Source organism: Kribbella sp. NBC_00662 (genome assembly GCF_041430295.1).
Taxonomy (GTDB): domain Bacteria; phylum Actinomycetota; class Actinomycetes; order Propionibacteriales; family Kribbellaceae; genus Kribbella.
The window spans coordinates 4,866,970-4,880,985 of sequence record NZ_CP109029.1 but is presented as its reverse complement, the minus strand read 5'-3'; the positions used below and the strand labels follow the sequence as shown (position 1 = coordinate 4,880,985).

General features: G+C 67.6%; 12 protein-coding genes. 4 read left to right on the top strand and 8 right to left on the bottom strand.

The genetic code is table 11. From position 1 onward, the window contains the following. From OHA10_RS24525 to OHA10_RS24505, 5 genes are read right to left on the bottom strand one after another with little or no spacing between them, the layout of a single operon-like run. Positions 1-2,007 (bottom strand): hypothetical protein, encoded by a 2,007-nt coding sequence (locus tag OHA10_RS24525; RefSeq protein ID WP_371401107.1) that lies wholly within the window; start codon positions 2,005-2,007, stop codon positions 1-3. Then, positions 2,004-5,162, bottom strand: coding sequence for an ATP-binding protein (locus OHA10_RS24520; RefSeq protein WP_371401106.1), 3,159 nt, complete (start codon positions 5,160-5,162; stop codon positions 2,004-2,006). The genes OHA10_RS24525 and OHA10_RS24520 overlap by 4 nt, the downstream gene beginning before the upstream one ends. Beyond that, positions 5,159-5,722 carry a hypothetical protein gene (locus tag OHA10_RS24515; protein WP_328998439.1) on the bottom strand — a complete coding sequence of 188 codons (564 nt, stop codon included), beginning with the start codon at positions 5,720-5,722 and terminating at the stop codon, positions 5,159-5,161. Before OHA10_RS24515 ends, OHA10_RS24520 begins: the two co-directional genes overlap by 4 nt. Further along, positions 5,722-6,009, bottom strand: a complete 288-nt coding sequence (locus OHA10_RS24510) for a hypothetical protein (RefSeq protein WP_130446998.1) — start codon at positions 6,007-6,009, stop codon at positions 5,722-5,724. The genes OHA10_RS24515 and OHA10_RS24510 overlap by 1 nt, the downstream gene beginning before the upstream one ends. A 49-nt stretch (positions 6,010-6,058) precedes the next feature. Further along, complete coding sequence (locus tag OHA10_RS24505; RefSeq protein WP_371401105.1) at positions 6,059-7,321, bottom strand: conjugal transfer protein; 1,263 nt, start codon at positions 7,319-7,321, stop codon at positions 6,059-6,061. A gap of 455 nt (positions 7,322-7,776) precedes the next feature. Between OHA10_RS24505 and OHA10_RS24500 the strand changes: the two genes are divergently transcribed. Together OHA10_RS24500 and trxA are read left to right on the top strand one after the other, a co-directional pair. Then, complete coding sequence (locus OHA10_RS24500) at positions 7,777-8,649, top strand: aldo/keto reductase (RefSeq protein ID WP_371401104.1); 873 nt, start codon at positions 7,777-7,779, stop codon at positions 8,647-8,649. A 152-nt stretch (positions 8,650-8,801) separates the two neighbouring features. Continuing rightward, entirely contained in the window at positions 8,802-9,191 is a 390-nt protein-coding gene (trxA, locus tag OHA10_RS24495) for a thioredoxin (protein WP_371401103.1), read from the top strand. Between the two features lie 18 nt (positions 9,192-9,209). On the opposite strand, the gene OHA10_RS24490 is transcribed toward trxA, so the two are convergent. Further along, positions 9,210-9,920 (bottom strand): hypothetical protein, encoded by a 711-nt coding sequence (locus OHA10_RS24490; protein ID WP_371401102.1) that lies wholly within the window; start codon positions 9,918-9,920, stop codon positions 9,210-9,212. Positions 9,921-9,948: 28 nt separating this feature from the next. Between OHA10_RS24490 and OHA10_RS24485 the strand changes: the two genes are divergently transcribed. Continuing rightward, a complete protein-coding gene (locus OHA10_RS24485; protein WP_371401101.1) occupies positions 9,949-10,233 on the top strand; it encodes a hypothetical protein in 285 nt (94 codons plus the stop codon). Between the two features lie 101 nt (positions 10,234-10,334). Here OHA10_RS24485 and OHA10_RS24480 read toward each other — a convergent pair whose 3' ends face one another. Both OHA10_RS24480 and OHA10_RS24475 read right to left on the bottom strand, forming a co-directional pair. Beyond that, positions 10,335-10,736, bottom strand: coding sequence for a VOC family protein (locus tag OHA10_RS24480; protein ID WP_371401100.1), 402 nt, complete (start codon positions 10,734-10,736; stop codon positions 10,335-10,337). A 222-nt stretch (positions 10,737-10,958) separates the two neighbouring features. Beyond that, a complete protein-coding gene (locus tag OHA10_RS24475) occupies positions 10,959-12,230 on the bottom strand; it encodes an NAD(P)/FAD-dependent oxidoreductase (RefSeq protein ID WP_371401099.1) in 1,272 nt (423 codons plus the stop codon). A 102-nt stretch (positions 12,231-12,332) separates the two neighbouring features. Here OHA10_RS24475 and OHA10_RS24470 point away from each other — a divergent pair, with 102 nt between their 5' ends. After that, the gene (locus OHA10_RS24470) at positions 12,333-13,871 is read left to right on the top strand and encodes a helix-turn-helix domain-containing protein (RefSeq protein WP_371401098.1); all 1,539 of its coding nucleotides are present in this window, start codon (positions 12,333-12,335) and stop codon (positions 13,869-13,871) included. Positions 13,872-14,016 lie beyond the last annotated feature (145 nt).

The following is a 14,016-nucleotide window of genomic DNA, read 5'->3' as shown; positions in this document are numbered from 1 at the left end:
TCACCGACGACCGCGGCTGGGCACGAGGACCGTGACACCGTCCTTCGTCACCGAGGAGTATTCGCGAAACTTACGCTGCTTCGTGGCCGGCAGCCGCCGGCGCTCACGCAGGCCCTTCGGCGGTCCGTCCCGCAAGCTGGCGGAATGCGTGTAGGTTCGCGACTCGTAACGACTGCCGGCCGCCTCGACCGGGACGGCTCGGCTGTGACGTCCCAGGCTCGTCTCGGCGCCCGCCTTCGATCGCGACGATCCAGCCTTCGATGTTGACTTGGGCAACGAGGTGACCACTCCGGCCGCGTTGACACTGAGGGCACGTCCAGTTGCGCGCTTACCGTCCTGCTCACGCTGGCGCAGTCCGCCAAGGGTTCGCGCACTCGGCGCATGAGCGAGTGGCGAACGGTCTGCAACTGCACCCTTCTGCATGGTGGACGACGAGCGCCCGTCCGATGATCCACCCGCAGGCAGCGCTTGCCTCCGCTGTCCTCCGCCAACCTCAGCACCAGGCTGCAGGCCTGGGGATCCATGCCCCGGCGCCTGGCGAAACACACGCACGGATGCAACTCGCTGGGCACCCGTATCTTCCTGAGTCGCGCTCCGCGATCTGCTGCGCTCAGGGACGCTGGGCGTCGCGCCGCGGGCGCCTACAGCCCCAATGATCCGGCGCATTGCACTCACTGCACCGCGTCGCGCCATTCCGCCCACGAGCAGGCTCCCGGCGCCTGGGCGCATCATGCTCGCCATGCTGTCCAGCAACCTTCTCAGCCTGAAGGCCGCCATCAACACCGCGATGGCGAGTCCGCTGACGGGCAACCATCCCAGGCTGCCCGTCAGGCTGAAGACAGCCGTGACGAGCGTCAGGGTCGCACTGAAGACCAACATCGCCAGGATCGATTGCAGCACCAGCCCTAGCAGCGCCTCGAACCAATTCATACCCCATTGACGCGGACGGCCAGGAATGATCCAGAGACAAGCGAAGAAGACCCCGACCACGAGAAGAAGCAGGCAACCCACGAAAGCCATCAGCGCTGTGAACGCCAATCCGATGCTCAGGAACGCGAACATCGACGCAGCGACGGCCGCCAGGGTCAAGACGCCGATACGACCGAACGGATTGTCGCCCTTCGCCCACTTGACCGTTGCGGCATTGTCTCCGCCCTCGGCCTTGGCAATATCGTTGTCGATGTACGCTTTTCGGGCATCGCCATCCGTACCTTTGTCGAGCAACGCCTTGCCGTAACGTTTGCATGCCTCGATGGAACCCAAGTCAGCAACGCACCACGGTGTTACGACGAATCCGCGCCACGTCGCATCGGCTGACTTCCGCAGCAAGGTATCGCTTGTCGATCCGGTGAATCCTGGCTCCGGCCAAGGGATGGGCGATTGGACGGTCGAGCCTAAGGCGTCCTTCGACGGCTCCATGACCGCTTGCGCACCGATCTGACGAGCACCGTCAACCCCGTTCAACCAACTCATCGGCGCGATTGCAAAACTGGTCGCCAGGATGCCTGCTGCGAGGACCCAAACAAGTTGACCCATCGCACTGCCGCTGGAGCGACGCTGTGTGTACGCCGCGATCGCCCCGAACGCCAAGGCGGACGGCAGCAGCCAGCCCACCAATTGCCCGTTGATCCCACCGATCGCCGCCGAAGCCGCTTGTGTCACAGGGCGAATGTCCGTGAATGAGAAGAGCCACCATCCGACGGAGACCGACCCTCTCATGACAACGACGATGTACATCATCATCATGTGGGCATATCCGTTGAACGCGGCGTCGATCGGGTCGCGAATGCTCTTCTCGAAGTCGAGTCCATACACCATCGGGCTGTACTGCTCGAACAGCGTGCGCGTGTCCCCATGAGTGAGGTCAGGGGTCGGCAGCAGGTCGGCGAACCCGGTTGGACTCGTCGGGCCAGCGTCAGGATCCGCTGCGAGGGCAACCTGAGCTGTGACTATCAACGAAACCGAGAGTGCGGTCACCGCCGATCGCAGCCGGTATACCCACCTCATGCGACGTGCTCCTTGTTGCCGGTCGGGGGGTGGGTGGGGTTGTCGGGGTCGTCGCCGTTGGCGGGGTACATGGCCTCGTTGTAGGCGGCCTCGTCTGCTTCTTGGTCGTAGACCTCGTCCGGCCCTATCGGGGAGTCGTGGCGGAGGGATCGCCGGTGGTCCTGGTGAGGATCTTGACCGTTAGGGGCTGGTGGGTGGCCATTTTGCTGGGCCACGGGCGTGGTTGGGGCGGAGGCATAGGTCGGTTCGGCAACGGGGGAACCGGTTTGGCCATCCGGAGATGGAGTGGTCGCGCGTTGGGGGGTTGACGCGACAGGCTGCGATGGTTGGGCGGCAGGCTGCTGGGGAGGGCCTGCGGATTGCTGGGGAGCGCGTGGGGCGAGCGGCTGCTGGGCAACAGCGCCGCCGTTGGCTGAGGCTTGGCCGTTACCGTCGGGTGACGCAGCGGCGCCAGCAGACGACGGGTCATAAGAGCCGTAGGTCGGCGTAGCCCCGTTGGGAGACACGGAGTCGGCGGCATAAGGCGACGCGGGGGTGTCACCGTTTGGTGAAGGCGGGCTCGTGTCGGTGGGCGCCGCGGAGGTGTCCTTGTAGGGGACGTGGGCCTGGGCGGTGGCGGCTGGTTCGAAGAGGTCGTCTTCGGCGAAGGGGTCTTCGGGGGCGGCTGCTGGGATGGCTTGGTGGGTGGGGGTGGTGGCGTGTTCGGATTCGGGGGTGGTGCGGAGGAGGGCGGCTACGCGTTGGCTGGGGATGTCGATCTGGACGGTGGCTACTTCGTCCCAGCGGTCGCGCATGATGCAGTGGCCGTGGCGGATGGATTTGCCGTTGGCGGCGGTGTTGATGCCGCGGACCAGGGTTTGGTACGGCGCGGTCTGGGGGCGGCCCAGGAGCTCGAGCAGGGAATCGACCTGTTCGCGGGAACGCAGGCTGAACGCGAACAGGGTCGTGATCTGCTCGACCAGACCGGGAAGCTTCAGGATCGATGCCGGGTCCTGGGTGTCCAGGACGAGTGAGGCGCCCAGAGCACGGCCGACACGGGCGATGTAGTCCAGGAAGGACGCGCCGTCGGGGGTCTTCGTCAGCAGGTGGACCTCGGGGACGATGACGACCTTCGAGCGGCCGCGGAACTCGCGGCGGCCCGTCGTACGGACCATCCAGGCGAGGCAGCCGCGCAGGCAAGCCATGCCGACGCGTTCGATCGGGGACCAGGACTCAGGCGCCGACTCAGGAGACGGCAGCGTGAGGCCGGGCATCTGCACGACCCAGAGGCCCGGGTTCGTGGTCAGGGACGAGAGGCCGGACGGCGGGCCGGCCACGACCGAGCCGAGACCGGTCTCGACCAGGTCGCGGAGGGCGAAGCCGACCGTACGCGCGGTCTCGGAGTCAGAAGCGCACAGCCGCTGGATGACGCCCCACGACGACGGATCGGGGGACTGGATCTCGGCGCGGGTCGCCGCCATGACCGGAGCCTCGGCCGCGCCACGCAAATGCGGCGGGAGCAGGAGCATGAGCTGCGACGGCGCCTGCAGCAACGCGTCGTCCACAGGCAGCACGCGCAGCAGGTCAGCGGCGCCGGAGAACTGGGCCGTGATCTCAATGACAGCAGTGGGTACGCCGTACTCGGCGGCGACCGCGGACACGCCCGCAGCATCGCCCTTCAGGTCCAGCAGAGGCACCCACGCGCCGGCGAAGGCAGAGTCGAGACCTCCGAGCATGGCGGCGGTCGTCTTGCCTCGACCCGACCGGCCCAGGAAGAGCGTCGTGGTGGCGTCACCGAGGGCGGAGCCCGCGGCGGCGTCAAACCTCACCAAACCAGGCGTGGAACCGGTCAGATAGCCGATGGCAGGGCCGGTGGCGTCACCGATCGACGCACCGCCCCAGAACCACGACCCGAAGAACGCAGTCGACTCCCGCACATGCCCCAGGTCCGGCACGCGCAACTGGTCGCCCGGCAACGACTCCAGCCACAGATCGCGCTGCTCGTCTGCGCCCGCGGCGACCGTGATGCCACGGTCCGCGTAGTGCGCGATGACGGCGTCGACGTACGCCTCGAGGTCCTCACGTGTATCCGCGCTGACCAGCAACCGCGGGTGGTCCTCGACCAGCGTCAGACCACTCCGGTTGATGTCGCGCTTGACCTCACGCATGACACGCTCGGTCTCCACGATCTCGTCGGCGGTCTCCTCCGCCGTCCCCTTCGCGGCCGAACGGCGCTGCTCCTTCGCGCTCTTCCGGGTCTCGTCGACCAGGTGGCGCGCGGTCTTCTTCGTCAGCACCCGGAACCGCACCGACGCCTCGACGGTGACGTCGATCTCCTCGCCGTCGTCATCGATCGCCTTGATCTCCGACAGCGTCCGCAGCCACTCCCCCGCGCCCGGCGTCTCGAGCTCCTCGGGGAAGTCGGTCATCGCCAGCACAGTCGTGTACGCCGCGATCTGGCCACGCGTGTCGTAGATCCGCAGGTGATCGGTGTACGGCACCACGCGCCCCGACGTCAGCCGGGCCAGAGACGCACCCGTGATCAGACCACGCCGCGGCGCCGCGACCGCGCCACGATGCATCTCCCGGCTGATCAGCCACGAGATCACCTCGGCCGGCGCGGTGTGCGCACGCCAGACCGTCGAGCCGAGCTGGCGAGCGAGCTTGCGCACCCGCTCGTCGAGGTGCGCGAGCTCGCGCGCACTGACCCGCCACGACGTCGTACCAAGAGCGTCGCTGATCGAACCCCGCACCTGCGCCGTTGCCCGCGGATCACGGTCGGACAGATGTACGCCGAGCGCCACGTACCGCTCCGGCATCCGCATCTCGTCGATCCGGTCGGCCCGGGTCTGCGCCCACGCCTCGTGGTCGCCGAGCCGGTAGTGGCCGGCCACCGAATCGATGTAGTCCTGACCGGTCGAGCGGCCCCACACCACCTTCAGATGGCTCAGCCGGTCGCCGAGGATCGTCGCGGCCGCGCTGACGGCTGCATCCAGAGCCGCGTCCTGCTCCGCCTCGGTGGCGAGATCCGTGTTCGCCACCGAGATCAGGAACCACGCCTCGGCGCTGCGCTCGGTCACGAGCAGGCCGTCGGCGATGGCAACAAGACGAGGTGGCGGCAGGCCGCGCTCGCGGCCGACCCCCACCAGGTTCAGGAGTTTGTCAGCGATCTTCATTCGCGGCCCTTCCCTGACGACGTCCTGCGACTCACCCGTTGTACGTGATCCGAACCCAGCAGGCGGGCCCGCTGGTTCACGGTGATGTCCGCACCCGCGCGGACCATCGGATCGAGCTCCACCACGACCTCGCGTTCCCACTCCGGCGTGACTCTGGCCTTCGCCAGGTCGGCCACCTTCCGGGTCGCGACGCGCTCACGCCACGGCAGGTACTCCGTCTTGTCGGCGGCCCGCGCGCCGAGACCGATGATCGGGCGATGCGCACGCAATGCATACCGCACGGCCAGCGCCCACTCGGTCACCCGCCGGCGGCGTTCGTGGAACTTGCCCGGCCGCCAGCCGAACGCGGTGATCACGAACGGCGGAACGACGTACAGGCTGACCGTCGGCTTCTTCGGGACCCCGATGAACGGGAACAGCAACGCGATCCAGAGCAGGATGATCACCGCGCCGAAGATGATCATCCGGCGCCGCGCGCCTTCTCCGAGGTCGATCCCGAGCAGATCGTACTGCCGGGTCTCGATCTCGAAGTGGTGGGTCAGGGTACGGCCGACACGCATCAATTACCTCCGGACAGCAATCCCCAAAAGCCCTTGAGCACGTTGATGGTCTGGTTGTTGGCGTAGATGAGCCCGCCGACCAGTACCCCGGCCGCGATGTGGCCGAACAGCTCGCCCCACTCGCGCTTGAAGTAGTGGCCGATGGCACGCAACACGAGGATCGCGATGAAGATGTTCCCCGCGATGACCAGGACCCAGTCCTTGAAGTCCGCGCCCGTAGGGACGTTGGGGTCGGCCATGGGCACGGCAAGCTGAACCACGCTCGCAGCCAGTTCGTGCGTCATCATTGCGGTGTCTCCCTTGTTGCCTCGGTCATCCGATGGCCAGTCGCTAGATTCATCCGACGGCAGCCACTTGCCATCGTTGTGCTCCGTCGGTGGCGACAGTACGCCTCAACGTGAGCGTGTACGTCTGGTCCAAGGTGGTGTCCCCGACCCCGTCCCAGGTGACGGCCGCGGTCGCCCGCCGCTCGTCGTCGTTGCCCGTGTAGACCTGCCAGTCCTTCAGCTCGCCGAACTTGACCGCACCGTTCAGGCTGCGGATGGTCGAGCCGGGCGCGGTCACCGCCGACACCTTGTTGTCGGACTCGGCATACGCGCCGAAGAACGCCTCCGCGTCCTTCTGTGTCGCCGCGGTCAGGTCGTCGTCCGGCGCGCCCGCCTGCGGCATGTTGTCCGGCAGCGGCGCCCGGACGTCCGGCACGAACGTCGGCGCCCCGCTGGCCACCACTCGCGCGGCTGTCCGGGCAACCGGGACCGACACGCGCTCCCAGACGACCGGGCCGGACTTCCAGCCCCGACCGAGCCGAGTGAAGGTGTGCACCCGAACCCGGACATCAACTACCGCGGTCAGCCCGTTGGAGTCGGCCGTGACCTGTCCCGGGTAGGCGACATCAGCCGTTTGCTTGCCGCGACCGTTCCAGCCCGCGCGGCTGTCGAGCCCGGCGGCCAGGTCGAGACCGATCTGCGCCGGGCGTGCATCTGGGTTGTCCTCGTCCCAGGTGAGGTACGAGACGGCGTACCGCGTCGCGACCGCGCGCGACTCGTCGGCCGGGAAGCTGCTCTGTCCGCTGACGACGGTCTCCGGCGTCTTGTTCGGAGCGATCCAGGAACGGATGCCGCTGATCGCGGCCAGCAGCAGCACGACGACCACGAGGCCGCGGAAGAATCGCCTGGCCCACGTGGAGAATGACGACTCCGGCTCGGTCGACCATGGCGTCTGCCCAGGCTCCAGCACTTCGCGGACCGGCCCCGGCGCCGCGTGGGCACCGTGTGCGCCGTGCGGCGAGCGTTGTTTCAAACGTTCGGGTGTGCGATGTGCCGGGTCCTGCTGCGGCACGTCGGCAGGACGAGCTGCCGGCCGGCGCGGCGGTGCCATCACGCCACCGGGCGGAGGCGGCGCCGGCTGCTGCGGGGCGGAGTACTGCGCTGCTACGCCCTGCGCTTGCCGAGGGGTAGGTTGCACCGGGCCGCCGGGGTGGGCCCACCACTCCGGTGCGGTGCTCTGCGGCCGTCCCTTGCCCGGCTTCTTCGTCCGGCGCTGGTCCGACCAATGCTCACCTTTTGGCGGCAGATTCAGTACTGTTCGCCACCAACTCATCCCTACCCGCCCCTCAGACAGCAGTTACGCGGACAGTAGCCGGGAGGATACGGCAAGCAACCGTCCTCCGGGAGACCTGAGCCCAGGATCCGGATGGTCCATCGCTCCCCGCAGCCATACTGTTACCCCGCTCGCGGGCAGTGTCACCCTCACCGTCACTATTACCGGCCAAGCGTGACACCTCAGGCACCGTCGTCATAGCTCCTCTCTCATGACCGTTCAGGTCGACTGGGCAGCGCACACCATGCCACACGCCGCGGACAGGTTTCGAATATCCGTGCGAACAACATGGTAAAGAATGCACCAACTGATCACAGATAGTAACCGATCCGGCGATCTGCCTGTGGGAAACTCTCCCGTGGCGAGGGGGTCAAATTAGCCTGTGGACAACCGCTTGCCGAAGGGGCTTCCGGGCATAGGGTCGGAGTGACCCTGCTACCCCGTGGAGGACCAGGATGGAAACTCGCCGACTGGGCAGACTCGGACACCAGAGCTCGGTACTGATCTACGGCGCCGCGTCGCTCGGCGGAGTCGACCAGGACCGGGCGGATGCCTCGATCCAGGAAGCTCTGGATGCCGGCATCAACCACTTCGACGTCGCCGCCGACTACGGCGACGCCGAGCTGCGGCTCGGGCCGCGGATGCCGGAGATCCGGGACCGCATCTTCCTCGCCACCAAGACCGGCCGCCGGACGGTCGAAGAGGCCTGGAGCGAGATCAACCGATCGCTGGAGCGACTGCAGACCGACCACGTGGATCTGATTCAGATGCACGCGGTCTGCGACATGGAGAACCTCGATCTCGTCACCGGCAAGGGCGGTTCGCTGGAAGCGGCCATCCGCGCCAAGGACGAAGGTATGGTCCGGGCGATCGGCATCACCGGCCACACCGAGCAGGCGCCGTCGGTGCACACCGAGGGCCTGCGCCGGTTCGACTTCGACAGCGTGCTCACCCCGTTGAACTACAAGCTGTCGACCGACCCGCAGTACGCCGCTGACTACGCCGGCCTGGTCGAGGCCGTGAAGGCGTCGGACGCAGCGCTGATGACGATCAAGATGATTGCCCGCCGCAACTGGCAGGACGGCGAGCAGAAGGCCTACGACACCTGGTACCGGCCGTTCGACGAGCAGCGCTACATCACCGCCGCCACCGCCTGGCTGCTGAACGGTCACCCGGAGATCACCGGTCTCGCTACTGCGGGTGAGACCCGGCTGCTGCAGCAGATGATCGTCGCGGAGCGCGAACGCGCCGACCTCACCCCCGAGGCCGCTGCATCGATCCTCGGCGAGGTGCAGGACTACTCGTCACCGTTCGTGAACTCCATCTGACTACGTGGCCCAGGTCACATACGAGACTCCGCATTCCGGTCAATGTCGTACGCCATACGACATTGACCGGGGGCGCTCCGTCAGGGGCCGGGAACAACTCGGGGGCCGCTCGGTGTTGAGCTAGGCGTACTCATCTACTTTCGGAGGTCGTAGTGGCAACGGTCGAGCTGACCCAGGACAACTTCAACGAGGTGGTCGGTGGCGACGGTCTCGTGCTGGTGGATTTCTGGGCAGAGTGGTGTGGCCCGTGCAAGATGTTCGGGCCGGTGTTCGAGAAGTCGTCCGAGCAGCACGGTGACATCACCTTCGGCAAGGTCGACACCGAGGCTCAGGGCGAGCTCGCCCAGGCCTTCCAGATCTCGTCGATCCCCACGCTGATGGCGGTCCGTGACGGCGTCGTCCTGTACTCGCAGGCCGGTGCGCTGCCGGCGGCGAGCCTGGAGGACCTGATCGGTCAGCTGCGCGCGGTGGACATGGAAGAGGTCAAGGCGCAGATCGCCGCCCACGAGGCGGAGCACGGCACCGAGCCGCACACGCACTGAATCAACACACGCACTGAATCAATTGGTTGACGGAATCCAGGGACTCCGGTGGAGTTCCTGGATTTCGTTTGCCACCTCGCGCCGAGCCGGGCCGTTCGCGATCTGAGGATTCGAGTTGATGGCGGCGAGCAGCTCGCCCCGTTGCGTCTGCGAGAGCTGACCCCAGCCGTTCCGGATCACCCTGAGCGCGTGGTACTGCTCGTTGCCGGTGAGCGACGTGTTGATCGCCGTCAGCAGGACCTGGCTGTCGAGGAGGGACGGGTCCCCTTCCATCAGGCCGAGGGCGAGCACGCGGACGATCGGTGAGCCGGTGAAGAACAAGTCCCGGACCTCGTCCTTGTCGAACTTCTCCACGGCGGACGCGTTCGCGACGCGCTGGACGATCCGGTCGAGGATCTCGCCGCGGACCGCCTTCAGCTCGGGGCCGCGCAGTTCGGTGTAGATCGTGGCGTAGGCGTCGAGCTGTTTCTCCATGCCGAGAGCTCGCAAGGTGTCAGCGGTCTTCCGTGCGGTGGCGGCGATCTGCCGGACGAGGTGTACTTCGAACTCGCCGAGCCGCATGCTCCTGATCCGGTCGACGATCGACGGCATGATCACCAGCAGCAACCCAGCTGCGAGGACGGTGATGAGCGGGCCTTGGCCGACGCCGGTGAACAGCCCGACGAGCCCGGCGACGAGCAACGCTCCACCGATCACCAGGCAGAGGATGCGCGACGACACGTCAACCACGGGGCGGGCCCTCACGGTCCACGTAGGCGTGTTGTCCGCAGCGGAGCGACCGAGCGACGAGACCGGTCGGCCGGACCGCATCGGCGTCCCGGTTGCACCGGACGGCATCGGCGTCCCGGTCGGACCGGACGGCGTGGGCGCGCCGGGCGGAGCGTGGCGGCTGGGTGGTGGGGTTGGGTTCACGTCCGACATCGGGCAGGGCCTCCGTACGTCGTTGGCGCGTTCTGGTGATCGTGCCTGCGTCGTCAGCTATCAGCAAGAGATCAGACGGGTATCCGTGGCTCGGCGCATCAAGGTGGACGCGCCGACCTGATCGGTGAAGCCGCCCACGGCGCGACTCGTCGACGATGACGTCCAGCACCAACGCAACGTGGGCGTAGTCCTGAGCACGCGCGCGAAGCCGACCGTCAGCTCCTAGAAGTCGCGGGAACTCAGGACGCAGAACTCGTTGCCTTCCGGGTCGGCCAGGACCGTCCAGCTCGGGTCTTCGGGTTGGCCGACGTCGACGCGGCGGGCGCCGAGGGCTTCCAGGCGGGCGATCTCGGCGTCACGGTCCTGACTCGTGTGCGGCGCGAAATCCAGGTGCAGCCGGTTCTTCACCGTCTTGCCTTCCGGCACCGGGACGAACACCATGCCGGGACCGATCCGCTCCCACGGGATGTCCTTGACGGTGTCCGGCTCGACCCAGCCGGGGACGTTCACACATTCGTCGTCGGTCTCGATGATCGTCTTCCAGCCGAAGGCCTCGGCCCACCACGCCGCCTGCTTCCGGACGTCGTGGCAGTCGATCACGGCCGTGTACCACCTGAGCACCATGGCAGGCACCCTCGCACAGCCCACCGACAGAAAACAGAAAAGAGCGGGCCCTGGGCAGGAGAAAGACGCCAGGGCCCGCTCTCGGGGCTGACCGGAGCGGCGACGGGGTGGCCGAGGTCGTGCGGGCAGATGAGGTGCTGCCCGAGGAGGGTCACCGAGGGGCTGCTCGAGGAGACGGTCAGCGGGATGGCGGGACCACGTCGTCGGGGTCCCGCCGGTTCGTCAGCGGAGTGGGTTGAACGGCCGCAGCTCCTCCGGCGTACGCCCGGTGGTGATGGTCTCGGCCAGCAGCTGGCCGGTGATCGGGCCGAGGGTGATACCCCACATGCCGTGTCCACCGGCGGCGAAGACTCGCGGCGACGCGGTCGCACCGATCAGCGGCAGACCGTCCGGAGTACAAGGCCGCGGTCCGACCCATTCGAACGTACGGGCGTCCAGGTCGGCGTCCCGCAACAGCGGACGGGCGGCCTCGACGATCGCGTTGATCCGGCGCGGGTCGAGCTTGGCCTCGGGCTTGCGGAACTCCATCATCCCGGCGACGCGAAGCCGGTCGCCGAGCGGCGTGCAGGCGATCCGCTGCGCCGGGAAGTACACCGGGCCGGCCGGCACATGTGCCATCGGCACGCTGAAGCTGTACCCACGACCCGCCTGTACGACGGTCTTCACGCCGTACTGCCGCGCCAAGTCACCCAGCCACGCACCGGTCGCCATCACGACCGCGTCGAACGGGTCGGTCTCGCCGTCGCCGGTGATCAGCCGGACGCCGCGGATCTCGTCGACGATGTCCTTCACGACGACACCGTTGATGATCTGCCCGCCGCGGGCGATCACCGAGTCCGCGAGCAACTGGACGTAAGCACCCGGGTTGATGAACCGCTGCCCGTGCAGCCGGATCGCCGCCCCGATCTCGTCCGACAGCGAGGGCTCGATCGCGCGGGCGTCGTCACCGCTGATCGCCTCGAACTCGATGCCCTGACCGGCGGCGTGGATGTGCTCGATCTCCTCGAGCAGCACGCTGCGCTCCTCGACGGTCCGGTACGCGGCCAGGAAGGACTTGGCCTCGTACGTCTGCGCCTCGACACCGGCCTTGGCCAGGAAGTCGAACGCGGCCAGCGCCTGGCGGTTGATCGGGACCAGCGACTCCATCGCGGTCTTCCAGCGTCCGGCGGTGCTGTTGCGAGCGAAGCGGGTGAGGAACTTGAGGAGCCGCGGGCTCGCGGTCGGCGGGACATACACCGGCGAGGCAGGGCTCAGCACCGCACGGACGCCGTACTTGAGGACCGCTGGTTCCGGCAGCGGGGTGGCCAGGCCGGGCGTCAGCCAGCCGGCGTTGCCCCAGGACGCGCCCGCGGCGACACCCTCACGGTCGAGCACGGTCACCTCGACACCGGCCTCCTGGAGGAACCAGGCGGTGGCCAGCCCGACCATGCCCGCGCCGACGACGGCGACGCGGTCAGGAACGATGTGCGGTACTGCGGAACCAGCTGTGGTCATGTATCGATGGTGCGGCCCCCGCGAGCCGCTGTCATGGTGCGATCACACCATTGACGAGACGAATGACTGTGCTCATCGCACAATAACCTGCACAATGTCCTGGTGATCACTGCGCCTGACCTCATCGCCGCCGTCGGTCCCGCCCTCTTCGAGATGGTCGTGACCGGCAAGGGCGACACAGAGGTGCGCGACGTGTTCCTGGCCGACCCGCAGGAGGCTGCGACCGGTCAGCCGGGCGATCTGGTCCTCGGACTCGGTCTGCGCGACTCAGAGGACGCTGTGGAGCTGGTGGAGCGCTGTGCGGCCAGCGGCGCGTCCGCAGTGGTTCTGCGTACTGCGCTCGCGCACGAGCCGACTGTCGTCACAGCAGCGGACAAGACCGCCCTGACCCTGGTCGCACTGCAGCCGAGCGTCACCTGGGCACACGTGGTGTGGCTGATGCGGGGTGTCATCGACCGCGCCGCCGCGCCGGACTCCCCTGCCGCTGGAGACGCCGGCGTACACCAGGAGCTGTTCGCACTGGCAGACGCTGCCGCAGCGATCGTCGACGCCCCGGTGACCATCGAGGACAACCAGTCGCGTGTCCTGGCGTACTCCTCTGGTCAGGACTTCACTGACCCGACCCGTGTGTCGACCATCGTCGGCCGTCGGGTTCCGGCCGAGGTGATCGCGCACTTCCGGGCCCGTGGCATCTTCCGGCGACTGGCGCGGTCCAGCGAGCCGTTCCTGGTGCCCGATGGTCCGAACGGCATCCGCCCGCGTCTCGTCGTACCAGTCCGGGCCGGCGGCGAGTGGCTGGGTTCCATCTGGGCTGTTGTCGACGGTCCGGTGAGTGCTGCGGTCACTGCGGAGCTCAGCAATGCCGCGTCCGTGCTCGCGTTGCACCTGTTGCGGCTGCGGGCGCAGGCCGACGTGGCGCGGCGGAGTGCGATCGATCGGCTGCGGACGATCCTGCGGCAGTTCTCCCCGGACAACCCGGTTGACGTACGGCTCCCGAGGCAGCCGTGGCGGGTGGTGGCGCTCGGGTCGCCGGACGGGTACGACGTACCGCAGCAGCTGGATCTGTGGGAGTCGACTGGTCGGCGGCACGGGTGGAGTGAGCCGCAGCTCGCTGACCTGGACGGGACCGTGCTGGCTGTTGTCACCGACACTGACGGGCCAGGGTCGTGGAACTGGTTGCAGAAGCTCGTGCAAGAGCAGGCACCCGGTACGTACGCAGCTGCTGGCGGTCCGGCGCGCGGTCCGGCCGATCTGCCGAGCTCACGCGCCGAAGCGGTCGAGTTGCTCGGTCTGGTACGGCGGGGTCTCGCGCCGGGGCCGGTGCTGCAGGTGGAGGAGGCGTGGCATGTGCTGACCGTTCATCGAGCGGTCACGTCGCTTGATACCACCAAGATGGATGGTCCGCTCGCGACGCTGCTGCGGCACGACATCGAGCACGACACCGGCTACGTGGAAACGTTGCAGGCGTGGCTGGATTATCCGGGCCAGCCGCAGCGGGCGGCGCGGGAACTGCACCTGCACACGAACACGTTGCGGCACCGGATGAAGCGGATCGGGGAGATCGCGGAGCTGGATCTCGCGGATCCGCGGCAGCGGCTGGCGTTGCAGTTGCAGATTGCCGCCGTACGCACCGAACACTGATCTGAACACTGAGATGTACGCCACAGTCCCATGTAACAAGGCTTCACATTCCGGCAACTGCTGGGCAACATCCGGCTGACAGAGTCTTCCTTGTCAGCCGGTCCGGCCTTTCACCAGGAGGCCGGAACGGCTCGGGTCCGAGCTT

Bases quoted from the DNA above. Each gene is read 5' to 3' on its own strand.
- OHA10_RS24525 (WP_371401107.1), bottom strand. From the start codon at position 2,007: ATGAGGTGGGTATACCGGCTGCGATCGGCGGTGACCGCACTCTCGGTT.
- OHA10_RS24520 (WP_371401106.1), bottom strand. From the start codon at position 5,162: ATGAAGATCGCTGACAAACTCCTGAACCTGGTGGGGGTCGGCCGCGAG.
- OHA10_RS24515 (WP_328998439.1), bottom strand. From the start codon at position 5,722: ATGCGTGTCGGCCGTACCCTGACCCACCACTTCGAGATCGAGACCCGG.
- OHA10_RS24510 (WP_130446998.1), bottom strand. From the start codon at position 6,009: ATGATGACGCACGAACTGGCTGCGAGCGTGGTTCAGCTTGCCGTGCCC.
- OHA10_RS24505 (WP_371401105.1), bottom strand. From the start codon at position 7,321: ATGAGTTGGTGGCGAACAGTACTGAATCTGCCGCCAAAAGGTGAGCAT.
- OHA10_RS24500 (WP_371401104.1), top strand. From the start codon at position 7,777: ATGGAAACTCGCCGACTGGGCAGACTCGGACACCAGAGCTCGGTACTG.
- OHA10_RS24480 (WP_371401100.1), bottom strand. From the start codon at position 10,736: ATGGTGCTCAGGTGGTACACGGCCGTGATCGACTGCCACGACGTCCGG.
- OHA10_RS24475 (WP_371401099.1), bottom strand. From the start codon at position 12,230: ATGACCACAGCTGGTTCCGCAGTACCGCACATCGTTCCTGACCGCGTC.